This is a genomic window from Phenylobacterium sp., from assembly GCF_041920015.1.
GTDB lineage: Bacteria > Pseudomonadota > Alphaproteobacteria > Caulobacterales > Caulobacteraceae > Phenylobacterium.
Genome location: NZ_JAYRST010000029.1, coordinates 21,049 through 35,876, shown reverse-complemented (window position 1 = coordinate 35,876; position 14,828 = coordinate 21,049). Strand labels below are relative to the sequence as shown.

Annotated in this window: 18 protein-coding genes; 11 read left to right on the top strand and 7 right to left on the bottom strand. The window is 69.4% G+C overall.

From position 1 onward, the window contains the following. Positions 1–119: 119 nt before the first annotated feature. Positions 120–1,490, bottom strand: coding sequence for a magnesium transporter (gene mgtE, locus ACE3TL_RS08365; protein WP_374578254.1), 1,371 nt, complete (start codon positions 1,488–1,490; stop codon positions 120–122). A 256-nt stretch (positions 1,491–1,746) separates the two neighbouring features. Here mgtE and ACE3TL_RS08360 point away from each other — a divergent pair, with 256 nt between their 5' ends. From ACE3TL_RS08360 to ACE3TL_RS08345, 4 genes are read left to right on the top strand one after another with little or no spacing between them, the layout of a single operon-like run. Beyond that, a complete protein-coding gene (locus tag ACE3TL_RS08360) occupies positions 1,747–2,052 on the top strand; it encodes a hypothetical protein (RefSeq protein WP_374578253.1) in 306 nt (101 codons plus the stop codon). A gap of 53 nt (positions 2,053–2,105) precedes the next feature. After that, complete coding sequence (locus ACE3TL_RS08355) at positions 2,106–3,599, top strand: hypothetical protein (RefSeq protein WP_374578252.1); 1,494 nt, start codon at positions 2,106–2,108, stop codon at positions 3,597–3,599. A gap of 2 nt (positions 3,600–3,601) precedes the next feature. Then, on the top strand, positions 3,602–4,642 hold the full coding sequence (locus ACE3TL_RS08350) for a mechanosensitive ion channel family protein (RefSeq protein WP_374578251.1): 1,041 nt from the start codon (positions 3,602–3,604) through the stop codon (positions 4,640–4,642). A gap of 7 nt (positions 4,643–4,649) precedes the next feature. Further along, positions 4,650–5,186, top strand: a complete 537-nt coding sequence (locus tag ACE3TL_RS08345) for a GrpB family protein (RefSeq protein WP_374578250.1) — start codon at positions 4,650–4,652, stop codon at positions 5,184–5,186. On the opposite strand, the gene ACE3TL_RS08340 is transcribed toward ACE3TL_RS08345, so the two are convergent. Together ACE3TL_RS08340 and ACE3TL_RS08335 are read right to left on the bottom strand one after the other, a co-directional pair. Continuing rightward, entirely contained in the window at positions 5,173–6,303 is a 1,131-nt protein-coding gene (locus tag ACE3TL_RS08340; protein ID WP_374578249.1) for a beta-ketoacyl-ACP synthase III, read from the bottom strand. The two genes, ACE3TL_RS08345 and ACE3TL_RS08340, sit on opposite strands and share 14 nt — an antisense overlap. A 100-nt stretch (positions 6,304–6,403) precedes the next feature. Then, positions 6,404–7,555: a serine hydrolase domain-containing protein gene (locus ACE3TL_RS08335; RefSeq protein ID WP_374578248.1), complete on the bottom strand. Its 1,152-nt coding sequence runs from the start codon at positions 7,553–7,555 to the stop codon at positions 6,404–6,406. 138 nt (positions 7,556–7,693) lie between these two features. Between ACE3TL_RS08335 and ACE3TL_RS08330 the strand changes: the two genes are divergently transcribed. The 4 genes from ACE3TL_RS08330 (at position 7,694) to ACE3TL_RS08315 (ending at position 9,904) form a co-directional block, all read left to right on the top strand. After that, complete coding sequence (locus ACE3TL_RS08330) at positions 7,694–8,353, top strand: peroxiredoxin (RefSeq protein WP_374578247.1); 660 nt, start codon at positions 7,694–7,696, stop codon at positions 8,351–8,353. A 105-nt stretch (positions 8,354–8,458) separates the two neighbouring features. Next, entirely contained in the window at positions 8,459–8,779 is a 321-nt protein-coding gene (locus ACE3TL_RS08325) for an ArsR/SmtB family transcription factor (RefSeq protein ID WP_374578246.1), read from the top strand. Beyond that, positions 8,779–9,189, top strand: coding sequence for an SRPBCC domain-containing protein (locus tag ACE3TL_RS08320; protein ID WP_374578245.1), 411 nt, complete (start codon positions 8,779–8,781; stop codon positions 9,187–9,189). The genes ACE3TL_RS08325 and ACE3TL_RS08320 overlap by 1 nt, the downstream gene beginning before the upstream one ends. Before the next feature lie 175 nt (positions 9,190–9,364). After that, positions 9,365–9,904 carry a porin family protein gene (locus ACE3TL_RS08315; RefSeq protein ID WP_374578244.1) on the top strand — a complete coding sequence of 180 codons (540 nt, stop codon included), beginning with the start codon at positions 9,365–9,367 and terminating at the stop codon, positions 9,902–9,904. A 60-nt stretch (positions 9,905–9,964) separates the two neighbouring features. Here the strand turns inward: ACE3TL_RS08315 and ACE3TL_RS08310 are convergent, their stop codons facing one another. The 3 genes from ACE3TL_RS08310 to ACE3TL_RS08300 form a co-directional block, all read right to left on the bottom strand. After that, the gene (locus ACE3TL_RS08310; RefSeq protein ID WP_374578243.1) at positions 9,965–10,414 is read right to left on the bottom strand and encodes an N-acetyltransferase family protein; all 450 of its coding nucleotides are present in this window, start codon (positions 10,412–10,414) and stop codon (positions 9,965–9,967) included. A gap of 232 nt (positions 10,415–10,646) precedes the next feature. After that, complete coding sequence (locus ACE3TL_RS08305; RefSeq protein ID WP_374578242.1) at positions 10,647–10,874, bottom strand: hypothetical protein; 228 nt, start codon at positions 10,872–10,874, stop codon at positions 10,647–10,649. Positions 10,875–11,136: 262 nt separating this feature from the next. Then, positions 11,137–11,826 (bottom strand): hypothetical protein, encoded by a 690-nt coding sequence (locus ACE3TL_RS08300; RefSeq protein WP_374578241.1) that lies wholly within the window; start codon positions 11,824–11,826, stop codon positions 11,137–11,139. 155 nt (positions 11,827–11,981) lie between these two features. Here ACE3TL_RS08300 and ACE3TL_RS08295 point away from each other — a divergent pair, with 155 nt between their 5' ends. From ACE3TL_RS08295 to ACE3TL_RS08285, 3 genes are read left to right on the top strand one after another with little or no spacing between them, the layout of a single operon-like run. Beyond that, a complete protein-coding gene (locus ACE3TL_RS08295) occupies positions 11,982–12,644 on the top strand; it encodes a DedA family protein (protein ID WP_374578240.1) in 663 nt (220 codons plus the stop codon). Positions 12,645–12,704: 60 nt separating this feature from the next. Then, the gene (locus ACE3TL_RS08290) at positions 12,705–13,100 is read left to right on the top strand and encodes a hypothetical protein (RefSeq protein ID WP_374578239.1); all 396 of its coding nucleotides are present in this window, start codon (positions 12,705–12,707) and stop codon (positions 13,098–13,100) included. Continuing rightward, entirely contained in the window at positions 13,097–14,020 is a 924-nt protein-coding gene (locus tag ACE3TL_RS08285; protein WP_374578238.1) for a sterol desaturase family protein, read from the top strand. Before ACE3TL_RS08290 ends, ACE3TL_RS08285 begins: the two co-directional genes overlap by 4 nt. Here ACE3TL_RS08285 and ACE3TL_RS08280 read toward each other — a convergent pair. Beyond that, entirely contained in the window at positions 13,999–14,784 is a 786-nt protein-coding gene (locus tag ACE3TL_RS08280) for a helix-turn-helix transcriptional regulator (protein WP_374578237.1), read from the bottom strand. The two genes, ACE3TL_RS08285 and ACE3TL_RS08280, sit on opposite strands and share 22 nt — an antisense overlap. Positions 14,785–14,828 lie beyond the last annotated feature (44 nt).

Here is a 14,828-nt window from a genome sequence, read left to right as displayed (position 1 = left end):
TTGAAAAGGGTTCTAAATCAAGCATGTAGAGCGCGTTAGGGCGAACCGCCCACACTTCGCCCTAACGCGCTCTAGGCGGTTATGGCGGCTCCCTTCGGGGAGCCGCTTTCTTTTGCCGGCTAAAGCAACGTGCCCCTCAGGATCACCAGGGCGACGCTGAAATAGATCACCAGCCCGGTCACATCGACCAGGGTGGCCACGAACGGCGCCGAGGCGCTGGCTGGGTCTAAGCCCAGGCGTTTCAGGATGAACGGCAGCATCGAGCCCGAGAGCGAGCCGAAGGTCACGATCCCGATCAGGCCGACCCCTACCGTCAGGGCGATCAGCGCCCAGTGCTCGCCGTAGTCGTAGACGCCGGCCTTCTGCCAGAGGGTGATACGCACTATGGCGATCGCGCCCAGGATCGCCCCCAACGTCAGGCCAGTGGGGATCTCGCGCAGCGCTACGCGCCACCAGTCGCTCAGCCGCAATTGGCCCAGGGCCAGGGCGCGGATCAGCAGCGAGGTCGCCTGCGAGCCGGAATTGCCGCCCGAACTCATGATCAGCGGGATGAACAGGGTCAGCACGACCGCCTTGGCCAGTTCGTCCTCGAAGTGTTGCATGGCGCTGGCCGTCAGCATCTCGCCCAGGAAGAGGGCGCAGAGCCAGCCCGCGCGCTTGCGGATCATCTTGCGGAAGGTGATCTGCATGTAGGGCGCGGAGGTCGCCTCCAAACCGCCGAACTTCTGCACGTCCTCTGCGCTTTCGGCGAGGATGGCGTCGATGACGTCGTCCACGGTGACGATGCCCAGCACCTGCCGGCGCTCGTTGATCACCGGGACGGACAGCAGGTCGTGGACCGAAATCAGCCGCGCGACCTCTTCGCGATCGGTATCGACGTGCACGACGATCGGTTCGCGGTCGGGACCGACCTCCAAGAGCGCGGCCTGCGGCTCGGCGGCGATCAGTTGCCTTAGGGTGACGATGCGCGCCAGCCGCCGTGAATGCGCCTCGATGACGTGGATCGCATAGATGGTCTCGCGGCTCTGCTCGACGTCGCGCAGGTGCTGCAAGGTTTCCGCGACGGTGTAGCTCTCGGGCACGGCGACGAACTCGGTGGTCATCAGCGCGCCGGCCGTATCTGGAGCGTAGGCCAGCAGATGCTTGAGGCCCGCCGCCGTCTCGAAATCGAGCTTGGTCAGCAGGGTCGTACGGTCTGCCCCGTCCAGTTCGCGCAGGGCGCTGGCCGCCCGGTCGGCCGACATGGCCGTCAGGATGCGTCCGGCCAGGCCGTTCGGGAATTCGAGCAGCAGTTCGCCGGGGCGGTCGAGCTCGGGGCGATCGAACACTTCGACCGCGCGCTCGAAGGGCAGGCGGGCGAGGGCGCCGACGGCGTCCTCCAGGTCGACGCCGTTCAGGCGCACGACGATGTCGGCGACGTGCTCGCTGGCCACCTCCGCGAAAAAGGTGGGGTCCACGGGCCGCGCCATGGTGTTGTTGGTGTCTTGCATTGGCTCACCTCCGCTCCGCCGTCAGGGCGGTCGTGGCGAGCCGACCCAGCCAGGGTCAGGCCACGAACGGCCTCGACGGCGCGAGCAATCGACTGTCGCTGGGCATGGGTTCAGGGTTCCTTCGATGCGCCGCAGTGCGGGCGCCGACCGCACATGGTCCCCTCGGCGGGGGCTGTCAAGCTCGCAGCAGGCGGCGGTCTGATGACACCCGCGCCCGGTCCGGGCTAGGCTTGGGGTTCCACACAAGGAACCGGCCATGGCTCTCGCATCGCTCCGCCGCCAAGGCGCCCGCCGCGCGCCAGCGGTCGTCCCGCGTCCTCGCGCCCGCTCGCTGCTGGTCGCGCCGCGCGCCACCCCGGCCGGCGCGGTCGGCCTGGGCGCTATGGGCAGCGTCGCGCTCGGCGCCATCGCCCTGGGCGCCTTCGCGGTCGGCGCTCTGGCCATCGGGCGGTTAGCCGTCGCCCGCGTCGCCGTCGGCCGCGCGCGCATCCGCAGCCTGGAGATCGACGAGCTGACCGTGCGCCGGCTCACCGTCCTCGACGCCGGCGAACCGCCCAGATAGGGTCCGGCCCAAAGCCGCCGGAGGGGCGGCGTTCCCGGAGCTGAACCCTAGACATGCGTAGGTTCGTCGCGCCGCTCATCGCGGCCCTTTGCCTGCCCGCCGCGGCCATGGCCGCGTCCCCCGTCGCCGACGACGGCCTGGCCCGCATCGAGATGCAGGTCGAGACCGGCTTCCTGAGCGCCCAGGAGCGCCAGGTCGTCAACCTGTTGATCCAGGCCGCCGGCGAGATGACCGCCATCTACAAACGCCAGGCGGCGGGCGAGGGGCCCGGCCACGGCTTCTACCCGCCCGGCATGACCAAGGCCGAGCTGGACGCTTACATCGCCGCTCATCCGGCCGAGAAGGCCGCCCTCATGGACGGCTACACCATCGTCAGGCGCCAGGGCGAGCGGCTGGTCACCGTCCCCTACAGCGTCGAGTACAAGGCCGAGCTCGACCGCGCCGCCGCCCTGCTGACCAAGGCCGCGGCCGTCACCTCGAACCCCAGCCTCAAGCGTTTCCTGACCCTGCGGGCCAAGGCGTTCGCCACCAACGACTATTTCGAGTCCGAGATGGCCTGGATGGATCTGGCCGGCACGCCCATCGAGATCGCCATCGGTCCCTACGAGACCTACACCGACGAACTCTACGGCCAGAAGACCGCCTTCGAGGCCTTCGTCACCCTCAAGGACCCGGCCGAGAGCAGCGCCCTCGACAAGTACAAGGGCTACCTGCGGGCCATGGAGGAGAACCTCCCGGTCGAGGACCGCTACAAGAACTTCCAGCGCGGCGGGGAATCCCCCATCGCCGTGGCCGAGCAGGTGCACGGCGGCGGCGACAACACCGTCGGCCCCCAGACCATCGCCTTCAACCTGCCCAACGACGAGCGCGTCCGCGAGGCCAAGGGCGCCAAGAAGGTCGTGCTCTCCAACGTCCTGGGCGCCAAGTACGACCGCATCCTCCAGCCGATGGGCGAACGCGTGCTGGTTCCCGACCAGGCCGCCCTGGTCAGCAAGAAATACATGACGCTCGAGACCCTGTTCCACGAGCTGTCGCACAGCCTCGGCCCGGGTTCGATCACGGTCGACGGCCGCGCCACCACCGTCTCGGCCGAGCTGAAGGAGATCGGCGGCACGGCCGAGGAGGCCAAGGCCGACGTCATGGGCGTCTACAACATCCTCTTCATGATGGATAAGGGCGAGCTGCCCAAGGCCGAGCGCGCCCAGCTCTTCGCCACCTACATGGCCGGCGTCTTCCGCGCTGTCCGCTGGGGCGCAGGCGAGGCCCACGGCCGCGGCGCGGCTCTGCAATACGGCTATCTGAAGGAGAAGGGCGCCTTTAGCTGGGACGCCGCCGCCCAGCGCTACCGCGTCAATGACGACGCCATGCAGGCCGGCATCGCCGCCCTGGTCGCCGACCTCGTCAAGCTGCAGGGCGACGGCGACTATGCCGGCATGAACGCGTTCTTCGACAAGTACGCCAGGCTGGACGCGGAAGCGCAAAGCGTGATCGCCACGCTGAAGGACATTCCCGTCGACATCGCCCCGGTCTACCCGGAGAAGATCTGAGCATGGAGCAGGAGATCGCCGCCGATGTCGGCTCGCTGGCCAGTTTCGAGCTTGTCCGCCTGGGCAAGACCTCGATCACCGCCGGCTCCCTGGTGGCGGCGATCCTCATCGTGGCCGCGGCCCTGGTCGCCGCCCGCTTGGCCGCCGGCGCGATCCGGCGGGTTCGCGGCCGCGCGGCGGCCCAGGCCGCACCCTCGATCTATATCTTCGAAAAGCTCAGCACCTACGGCCTGATCATTTTCGGGGTGATCGCCGCCTTCTCGACGCTCGGCCTCGACCTGTCGTCCCTGACCCTGTTCGCCGGCGCCCTCGGCGTCGGCCTGGGCTTTGGCATGCAGGGCATCGTCAAGGAGTTCATCTCGGGCCTCGTCCTGCTGTTCGACAAGCTGATCCGCATCGGCGACTACATCGAGCTGCAGACCGGCGAGCGCGGCGTCGTCGCCGAGATCGGCCCGCGCGCCACCCGCATCCGCAACAATGACGATCTCGACGTCCTGATCCCCAATTCGCGGCTGATCGAGGCGCCGGTCACCAACTGGACCCACCAGAACGGCGCCCGGCGGATGCACATTCCCTTTCGCGTCGCCTACGGCGCCGACAAGGAGAAGGTGCGCGAGGCGGTGCTGCGCGCCGTCCATGCGGTGCCCTTCACCATGAAGGACACCGCCGCGCGCAGGACCCAGGTCTGGCTGGTCGGCTTCGGCGAAAGCGGTCTCAGCTTCGAGCTGGTGGTCTGGCCGGCCCTGGAGGCGGTGAAGCGGCCCAACGCCACCCACGCGGCCTATACCTGGGCCATCGAGGACGCCCTGCGCAGCGGCGGCTTCGAGATCCCGCTGCCCCAGCGCGAACTGCGGGTCCGCACCGTCTTCGGCGAGGAGGGCGAGGACGCCCGCGAGATGCTGGGCCTCAAGGGCCACGCCGCTGCAGAGCCCCATGCGGCCGCCCCCAGCACCAACGACGCCGCCGAAGACCTGGCCCGCGGCGCCGAGCAGGACGCCGCCGAACTAGCGGCCGCCGAACAGGCCGCATCGCCTGGCCGATGAGGAACATATGACCGACCTGACCGAGCCGTTGCCTGGCCTACCGCCCGGCAAGGTCTTCCTGCGACCGCACGACGGGCGTTGGGCTGCACTGTTCGCTGAAGAGGCCGCCGTGATCACCGAGGCGCTCGGCGGAGCAGTCCTGGCCATAGAGCACTATGGCAGCACCTCGATCCCCGGCATCGACGCCAAGCCGGTGATCGACCTGTTGGTCGGCTTGCAGACCTTGGACGAGGCCTTGGCGCACCGGCCGGCCCTCGAAGCCTTGGGCTATGACTACGCGTCTCACGCTGGTGTGCCGGGCCATCATGTGTTCGGAAAGGGCGTGGCGCGCACCCACCTGGCTCATTTCGTGGAGTATGACGGGGCGGAATGGCGGCGATGCTTGGCGTTCCGCGACGCCCTGCGCGCGGCGCCCGCCCGCGCCGCAGCCTATGAAGCGCTCAAGCGCGACCTGGCCGCCCGCCACCCCGACGACCGCGCCGGCTACACCGCAGGCAAGGGCGCGTTCGTCGCCGAAGTCCTCGCCGCCGTCAGCGCTTCCTGACGAACACCGTGCCGGCCGAATAGCCGGCGCCGAACGAGCAGATCAGCCCGGTTTCGCCGCTCTGGAAGTCCTCGCTCGCCTTGTGGAAGGCGATGATCGAGCCGGCCGACGAGGTGTTGGCGTATTCGTCCAGGATGATGACGTTCTCGCCTGGCGCCGGCTCGCGGCCCAGCACCCGCTTTCCGATCAGCTCGTTCATGTTGATGTTGGCCTGGTGCAGCCACATCCGCTTCAGGCTCTTGGGGTCGAGGCCGAGGTCGGCGGCGTGGGCGACGATCATCTCGCTGACCATCGGCACCACCTCGCGGAACACCTTGCGGCCCTCCTGTACGAACAGCTTGTCGGCCTTGCCGATCCCCTCGGGCGCGGCGCGGTTCAGGAAGCCGAAATTGTTGCGGATGTTGTTCGAGAACTGGGTCTTCAGCCGCGTCCCCAGGATGTCCCAGCCGGACCTGTCGCCGGAAGAGGGCGCATCTTCCGCCCGCTCGACGATCACCGCCGTCGCCACGTCGCCGAAGATGAAGTGGCTGTCGCGGTCGCGGAAGTTCAGATGCCCAGAGCAGATCTCCGGATTGACCATCAGCACCGCCCGCGCCGAACCGGAGGCGACGAAGTCCGCCGAGGTCTTGATCCCGAAGGTCGCCGACGAGCAGGCGACGTTCATGTCGAAGGCGAAGCCCTCCAGGCCCAGCGCCTGCTGCACCTCGATGGCCATGGCCGGATAGGCCCGCTGCATGTTCGAGGCTGCGCAGATCACCGCGTCGATGCGGGCCAGGTCGCCGCCCCAGCGGGCGATGGCGTCTTTGGCCGCGGCCACCGCCATCTCCGCCAGGATCGAAATCTCCTCGTTCGGCCGTTCGGGCAGGACCGGGGCCATCACCTCCGGGTCGACCAGCCCGCTCTTGTCCATCACGAAGCGCGACTTGATGCCCGAGGCCTTCTCGATGAACTCGGCGGAGGAGGGGGTGAGGGCGGCGATCTCGCCGGCCGCGATCGCCTGCGCATTGGCGGCGTTGAACCGCTCCACATAGGCGTTGAAGGTCTCGACCAGCTCGGCGTTCGAGAGGCTGTTGGGCGGGGTGAAAAGGCCCGTGGCCGCGATCACGGCTTGATGCAAAGCGCTGTCTCCTGGGCTCCGCCGATGCGGGAATCCGCCGGCGGGAGCGTTCGGCCTACTGATAGCACGTCCGTTTACGCCGTCAGCCTTTCGGCGCCCTTCAGGCCAGCTTCGCCAGCGCCGCCGCGCCCCTCTGGGTCAGCATGGCCGCGGCGTAGTCGAACGGCTCGGGCTGCGAAGACAGCTTGGCGATGACGATCCGCCGCGCGATGTCGACAAACAGGTTCTGGCCGTGGATGCCCATGGCGAACAGCGTGCCGGGCGTATCGTGCGTCACGTACCAGCCGGCGCGGCAGCTCATCTGCCGGTGGACCTTGGTGAACAGCCCGCCCCATTCGCCCTTGGCCCAGGCGTCCTTGTCGCCGCCGCGCATCAGGTCCTCGATCCAGGCCTGGGGTACGATCTGCGCCGCGCCCGCCCGGCCGCCGTCGGCGACCACCTGGCCCAGCCGCGCGAAGTCCCGCAGGGTCGCGCAGACCCCGCCCGTGCAGCGCGGCGTCCCGTCCGGCGCCAGCGTGATCCAGGCCGGCGTGCTCGCGCCCATCGGCCGCCAGATCAGCTCCTCGATCAGTTCGCTCACCCGCCGCCCGGTGCTCTGCTCGATGGCCAGGCCCAGCAGGTCGATATTGGCCGAGACATAGGCGAACGGCCCGCCGTGCTGGGCCGGCGGCCCCTTCAGGCCAGCGAAGAACTCCGCCAATCCCACGCCCTCGAACCCCGGGGCCGGCGGGTCCCAGCCGCAGGCCCCGGCGTATCGCGCCGCCTCTTCCGGTGTCAGCCGCACGCCGGCGCGCATGTCCAGCAACTGGCGCACGCTGGCGCCGGCGAACGGCCCTCCGGCCGCTTCCCGCGCCAGGGTCTCGATCGGCGCCTCCAGGTCCAGCAGGCCCGCCCCGTGCAGCGCCCCGGCCAGCAGGCCGATCACCGCCTTGGTCGCCGACATCAGGATGTGCGGTCGCTGCGGCTCCAGGCCCTGCCGATAGGTCTCGAAGACCGCCCGGCCGTCCTTGAGCACCAGCAGGCCGTCGGTGTCGGTGGCGGCCAGGAAGCCTTCCAGGTCCAGCGTCCCGCCACGCCCGTCCGCCACGCTGAACCCAGCCAGTCGCCCTGCGTCCGGCGCGACCTCGGCCGGGGCGGCCGCGCTCGGCGCCGCGCCGATCGTCGCCACCGGCAGGATCTGGTCGATATGCTGGAACGCCCAGCGGTTCTGCGGCGGGTTTCGCCAGTCGGCGAGGGTGGCGGTCTGGCTCATGGACGCACACCTAAGCAGGCGATCGCCGTACGTCCAGCGGCCCGCCGCGATTGCATCACCCCTGAAACCGGCGTCTATAACACCGCGTTTCGCCGGGGGGCCGATGGCTGCTCGGACCTAAAGGAAAGGAATGGGGCGATGTCTCTGCGTATCAACAGCCTGGCGCCGAACTTCACGGCCAACACCACCGAAGGCCCGATCGATTTCCATCAGTGGATCGGCGACGGCTGGGCGATCCTGTTCTCGCACCCCAAGGACTTCACCCCGGTCTGCACGACCGAGCTGGGCTACATGGCCAAGCTCAAGCCCGAGTTCGACAAGCGCAACACCAAGATCATCGGCCTGTCCGTCGATCCGGTCGACAACCACGCCCGCTGGGCCCAGGACATCGCCGAGACGCAAGGCACCGCCCCCAACTATCCGATGATCGGCGACACCGATCTGGCGGTCTCCAAGCTCTACAACATGCTGCCCGAGGAGATCGAGGGCGGCTCCGAAGGGCGCACCGCCAACGACAACGCCACGGTCCGCACCGTCTTCGTCATCGGTCCCGACAAGCGCATCAAGCTGATGCTCAGCTATCCGATGAGCACCGGCCGCAACTTCGACGAGATCCTGCGCGTCCTCGACTCCATGCAGCTCACCGCCGCCCATCGCGTGGCCACGCCGGTGAACTGGACGCCCGGCGACAAGGTCATCATCTCCGGCGCCGTCTCCGACGAGGAAGCCAAGAGCCTCTATCCCGACGGCTGGGACGCCCCGCGCCCCTATCTGCGCATCGTCGCCCAACCGAACTGACCGGCGGCTTCGGGGCGGCCGCGCGCCGCCCCGCTATCGGCCTCTCGACAATTCATAACCATCCGGATATGAAATAACCCATAGCCAACAGGTTATGGGTTTTCGATGTCCGACGCCTCTGATCAGCTCTTCCGCTCGCTCGCCGACCCCACCCGTCGCGCGCTGTTCGAGCGGCTGTGCCGGGACGGCGAGCAGACGGTCGGCGCCCTGACCGCCGGGGCGGGGGTGTCGCAGCCCGCCGTCTCCAAGCATCTTGGCGTCCTCAAGCAGGTCGGCCTCGTCCGCGACCGGCAGGCCGGGCGCCAGACGCACTATCGCGCGGAACTCTCCGCGCTCGCGCCGCTTGCCGACTGGACCTGCGAGATGGCCCGCTTCTGGGACCGCCGGTTCGACGCCCTCGAAGACTTGCTCGGAAGGATGGATTAATGACCGCCGACACGCCCGAAATCCGCACCGTCACCGTCGAGCGCGATCTGCCCTTCGCGCCGGAGAAGATCTGGCGCGCCCTGACCCAGCCGCACCTGATCGAGGAATGGCTGATGAAGACGGATTTCCGCCCCTCGGTGGGCGAGGCCTTCACCTTCACCGCCCAATGGGGCGCGGTCGAGGGAACGGTGCTGGCCATCGAGCCCGAGCGCTCGATCTCCTATAGCTGGAACGCCATGGGGCTGGAGAGCGTCGTCACCTGGACCTTGACCCCGACCGCTGGCGGAACCCGCCTGCGCATGGAGCAGGCCGGCTTCAAGACCGGCCAGGATCAGGCCTATCACGGCGCGGCCGCCGGCTGGCCGCGGTTCTTCGACGGTCTGGAACAGGTCCTGGCCAGGCTGGACTGACCCCGCGGCCGAGCCCGCTCCGCGCTCGGCGAAACCTCCATACGGCCCTGTGGCGGAAAAGCCACAGTTCTGGTCGGCCTCCGTCTCGCCCGTGAACCGGCCATTTGTCGCCGCGTTTGAGAGCGACCTACGCGGGCGGCTGGGGATGGCCAAGTTCGAGTATGGAGTAAGCATAATGAACAACAACAAGATGTCTCTCATCGTCGCCGCCGCCGTCGCCTCGCTCGCCGTCCCGGCGATCGCCGGCGCCCAGGATTCGGGCGTCACCGGCTACGGCTCGGTCGGCTACAGCCACCATGATCTCGAAGGCGCCGACGTCGGCGCGATCCAGGGCCGCCTGGGCGCCCGCTTCAACCCCTACCTCGGCGTCGAGGGCGAGCTGGGCTTCGGCGTCCGCAAGGACGACATCGACATCGCCGGCGTGAAGGGCAAGGCCGAGCTGAAGAACCAGATGGCGATCTACGGCGTCGGCTTCCTGCCGGTCGCGCCGAACGCCGACCTCTTCGCCCGCATCGGCTATGGCAAGACCGAGGGCAAGGTCTCGGTCCCCGGCGCCAGCGCCAAGGCCGACGGCAATAGCTGGAACTACGGCGTCGGCGGCCAGTACTTCTTCGACGACAACAACGGCGTGCGCGCCGACTACACCTACCACGACTTCGACGACGATGGCGGCAAGGCCAACGTCTGGTCGGTGGGTTACGTCCGCAAGTTCTAAGGCTTGGCGCCGTAACTTGAGACCTGAAGGGCCGTCCCCGAAAGGGGGCGGCCCTTATCTTTACAGCTCCAGCATCAGCGGATCGCGCCCGCTTGTGAACCCGGCCCGCTCGTAGAACGGGTAGGCGCGTTCGCTCGGCCAGACGATCAGCAGCTCCAGCCCCTCGGCGCGCGCCCAGCCCGCGATCTGCGCCAGCAGCGCGCGGCCCGCCCCAGCGTTGCGCGCCTGCGGATAGACATAGGCGTTGGTCAGATAGCCCCAGCAGCCGTCCGGCTCGTCCGGCGCCGGCGGCTTGCGCACCCTGGCTGTCGACATCGCGCCCAGCACGCGGCCCTGGTCCTCGACGATCCAGTGGGCATAAGCCTCGTCGCTTCCGGCCCAGTCCACGAAGGCCGCGATGAAAGCGTCATAGGCGGCCTCGTCCTCGATCGGCGCATCGTCGGTCTTCAGCCGCCAGCGCATGTCGGCCAGGGCGCGGAAGTCGGCGGGTTCGGCAGGGCGGCAAAGCATGTCCCCACCCTAGATCGTTTCCGGCCCGCTCAAAGGGGCAGGGCGCAACACCCAGACGGCGCGCCAGCGACGTCACCCCAAGCACATCAAGATCCCCCGGACGCCAGCGCCCGCCGGGCTCACGCCTTGTGCTCCCTTGGTGGTCTTGGTGATCTTCGTGGCCTTGGTGTCGAATCCTGCAGCGTCAACGCCACGCGCCGTCCCTGCCTGGAAATCGCCCAGGCGAGGGGCTTTACAGCGACCCGGCATGGGGCTGGTGCACGAACCGCCCCGCCAAGTCGCCGTTGCGCAGGTAGATGCTCACCTCGGCCGGGTTGCCGGCGCGGGCGTAGCGGTCGGCCAGGGCGCGGGCGGCCGCTTCGGCGCGGCCCCCGGCCTCGAACAGCAGGTCGTTGTCGAAGGCTTCGGAACGAACCGCCCAGCCGTCTCCGGCGGGCGAAACAAGAATCTGCAGAGCCATACGGGCAGCTCCCTTTACTCAATACTGAAATCGGAGGTCCGTGGGCCCCGCGTCGAGAGCCTCACGATCGAGCACGCAGGCGGCCATCGCATGGCGCCCGCAAGGCGGTGTCAGGCCGGCATTCGGCCGCGTTTAAGGAGACATCGACACATGTGCGTCGCTCGCTAAGCTCTACTCTCGATGATGGAACAGATAGGCGCAGCTTGCGCTTTCGCCACCCCAGAAACGCAGAAACTTCCGTGAAATTTCTCTGACAGCGCGGCTATCGGCCGCCCGGGCCGACATGCCGCGGCCCCGACAGGATCTCGCCGGTGGAGAAGTCCTGTACATAGACCTCGAACCCGCGCGGCTCGTCCTCCTCCTCGTCGTCGCGATAGGCCTTGGGCGCGACCCGCGTGGCGCGCCAGCGGATGACGTCGAACTGCAGCCGCGCCACCTTCAGCGTCTCCGGCGTCGCCGCCTGGGCGATCTCCCAGGCCCGGTCGGCCAGGACATCGGCCTGCATCCGCCGCGCCCGCCGATAGAGCCGCGCGAAATCGTCGTGGTTGCGCAGCCATTCATAGACGGTGCCGGTCACCGGCATGCCCTCCATGGCGCAGATCTCCAGCAGGCTCATCCCGCCGGCCAGCGCCCGGCAGATCGTCTCCCCGATCTGCGGCCGATAGGCGTCGGGCCGCGCCCAGGGACGCTGGCGCTTCCAGGCCCGGTCGGCCTGCGCACGGCGATGGGCGTCCTCGTGACCGGCCCGCGCCAGCCCCTGGGCCCGGCGCAGCCGCTCGCGGAAATCGGGCCGGATCGCGGCCCAGCGGTGCACGGTCGCCGCGCCCGGCATCTCGCGCGGGGCGCAGATCGAGCGCAGGCTCTCGCCGCCCTCCACCCGCGCGCAGATGTCCTGCGCCAGGGCCTCGGAAAACGGGATGGCGGGACGGGGAGTTTCATTCGCTGTGGTCACGCTTGCAGCCTATCCCGAGGTATCGAACAAATCAAGAACAAATGACAGCGCCGCCATGTTCTGATGCACGGCGGCCACAGCGAAAAAAACTCGCTTCGCCGGGGCTTGCGGGCCCTCGCGTCGGGGCGATTAGAGGCCCATATGCGGGCCCTCCCATGGACGCCGCCCTTCAGAGTCTCGCAGAGTTCATCGCCCGCCATTCGGCCTGGGCGGGCGTGGTGCTGGGCGTCGTCACCCTGCTCGAATCCCTGGTGCTGATCGGCGCCTTCATCCCGGCCACCGCCCTGATGGTGATGGCCGGAGGCCTGATCGCCGCCGGGGTGCTCGATCCGGTGCAGGTGGTGTTCTGGTGCGTGGCCGGCGCGGTGGTGGGCGATGCGGTCTCCTTCGAGCTGGGGCGCCGGCTCGGCCCGCGCGCCCTGCGTCACCGCGCGTTCCGGCCGCACCGGCGCAAGGTCGCCCGCACGCGGCTGTTCAACCGCCGCTATGGCGCGGCCTCGATCTTCATCGGCCGCTTCTTCGGCCCCTTGCGCGCCTTCGTGCCGCTGATGGCCGGCCTGCTGCAGATGCGCCGCCGCACCTTCCAGGTCGCCAACATCGTCTCGGCCGCCGTCTGGGTGCTGGCCATCCTCGCCCCCGGCTATTTCGCCGCCAGGGGCCTGGCCGAGCTGGAGGCCCTGGGCGAGGCCCATTGGGCGACCATCGCCGGCATCACCGTCGCGGGCCTGGCCCTGGTCGGCGTCGTCGCGCGCGAGGTCCTGCGCCGCCGCGCCCGCCCGGCCGTCATCGTCGTCCAGCGCTGCCGCAACTCGGCCTGACGCTCTCTTGACGCCTCCGCCTCGGCGGCCGACCCTCCCGTCCAGGGAGGAGGACCCAAGGTGTCCCAATCGTTTTTCATACAGTTCGCCGCCTCGCTGGCGGCGGTGGCCGCGCTCGTCGCGCTCGCCGCCTGGGCCAAGATCGCCAAGCCGATGACGCCGCTCACCGACGCGCGGGCTCGCACCCTGCTGGAGCAGGAGTTCCCCGGCCGTCGGCTCGAGCAGGTCTGGGTGGCGGTCGACGGCCGCGGCGCCCTGGCCAAGTCCGGCGCGGCGGCCCTGGTGCTCTGCGAGGTCGGCGACGGCTATGTCGCCCGCCACATCCCCTGGGGCCAGGCGGTCGCCTCCAGCTTCCGCGACGGCGTGCTGCGGCTCGACCTCTCCGACGTCGCCGCGCCCCTGGCGCGCCTGGCGCTGCTCAACTGGCCGCCGTCGCCTGAGCCGCGGGCCGCATGAAGCTCGACCCCGTCACCCTCGCCACGCCGTTCTTCATCCTGGCCATCGTGCTGGAGATCGTGCTCGCGCGCCTGGGCCGCGCCCGCGCCGCCTACGAACCGCGCGACACCGCCGCCTCCCTGCTGATGGGGCTGGGCAGCACGGCGGCGGGCCTCGTGACCGGCGGCCTCGCCGCGGCCGCCGCCCTCTACGCCTACCAGCACCGCCTGTTCGACATTCCCATGACCGCGGTCTGGGCCTGGGTCGCGATCTTCCTGCTGGAGGACCTGACCTACTACTGGTTCCACCGCCTCAGCCACGAGCGGCGCTTCTGGTGGGCCGCCCACGTCAACCACCACTCGTCCCAGCACTACAACCTCTCCACCGCCCTGCGGCAGACCTGGACCGGCGGTGTGGCCGGCACCTGGGCGCTCTGGCTGCCCCTGGCCTTCCTCGGCTTTCCGCCGGCCATGATCGCCATCCAGAAGGGGATCAGCCTCGTCTACCAGTTCTGGATTCACACCGAGGCGATCGGCAAGACGCCCCGCTGGTTCGAGGCGGTGTTCAACACCCCCTCGCATCACCGCGTCCACCACGCCCGCAACCCGCGCTATCTCGACCGCAACTACGCCGGAATACTGATCGTCTGGGACAAGCTCTTCGGCACCTTTCAGCCCGAGCTGGACGAGGAGCCGTGCCGCTACGGCATCGTCAAGAACCTCGGCGATTTCAACCTGCTGCGCGTGGCGTTTCACGAATGGGCCGGCATGGCCCGCGACGTCGCCGCCCATCCGCGCCACGCCCTCGGCTACATCTTCGGCCGCCCCGGCTGGAGCCATGACGGCAGCCGCGAAACCAGCCGCAGCCTGCGCGCCGACTGGGCCGCCCGCGCCGTGTCGGCCGAGGAAAGCCCGCCCCCTCAGCCCGCGCCCTTTAGATAGGCCTGCGGGCTGCGCCCCATCTCGGTGCGGAAGGCGTAGATGAACGCCGAGGGCGAGCCGTAGCCCAGGTCCAGCGCCGTGCGGGTCACGTCCAGCCCGCCGCCCAGCATCTCGATGGCCTTGAAGAGCCGCATCCGCCGCCGCCACGAGCGCAGGCTCAGCCCCATCTCGGCCTCGAACCGGCGGCTCAGCGTCCGGGGTGACATGCCCAGTTCCCGACCCCAGTCCTGCGCCGAGCGCGGGTCGGCCGGGTCTTCGTAGAGCGCCTCGCACAGCCGGCCGAGCGCGCCGCCCGCCGGCCAGGGCAGGCCCGCGGCGATCGGCTCGGCCCGGCGAAGCTGGTCGAGGATCAGCGCCGTGACCCGCCCCCGATAGCCTGCGTCTTCTTCGCCGCCGCGCAGGGCCGCGGCCTCGACGATCAGCGCCCGCAGCAAGGCCGCTACCCGGAACACCGTCGGCCGCGGGGGCAGGGAGCGTACGGCGCCCGCCGCGATCCACAGACTGCGGAACTCCGCCCCATGCAGCGAGCCGACCCGGTGCGGCGCGCCCACCGGCAGCCAAACCGCCTGCTCGGGCGAGATCACGAACGAGGCGCCCGAGGTGGCCACCGTCAGCACCCCGGACGTCGCATAGACCATCTGCGCCCAGCCGTGGGCGTGTTCGGGGAAATAGCTGCGCGGCGGCAGGCTCTGGACGCGTACGGTCAGCGGCGCGGGCGCGGGGGCATCCGGCGGGGTTTCCAGCGGGCTCCAGGCCATGGTCATGCAGGGGCGCTCATGCAGGTTGGCCGATAATCGACATGATCTGT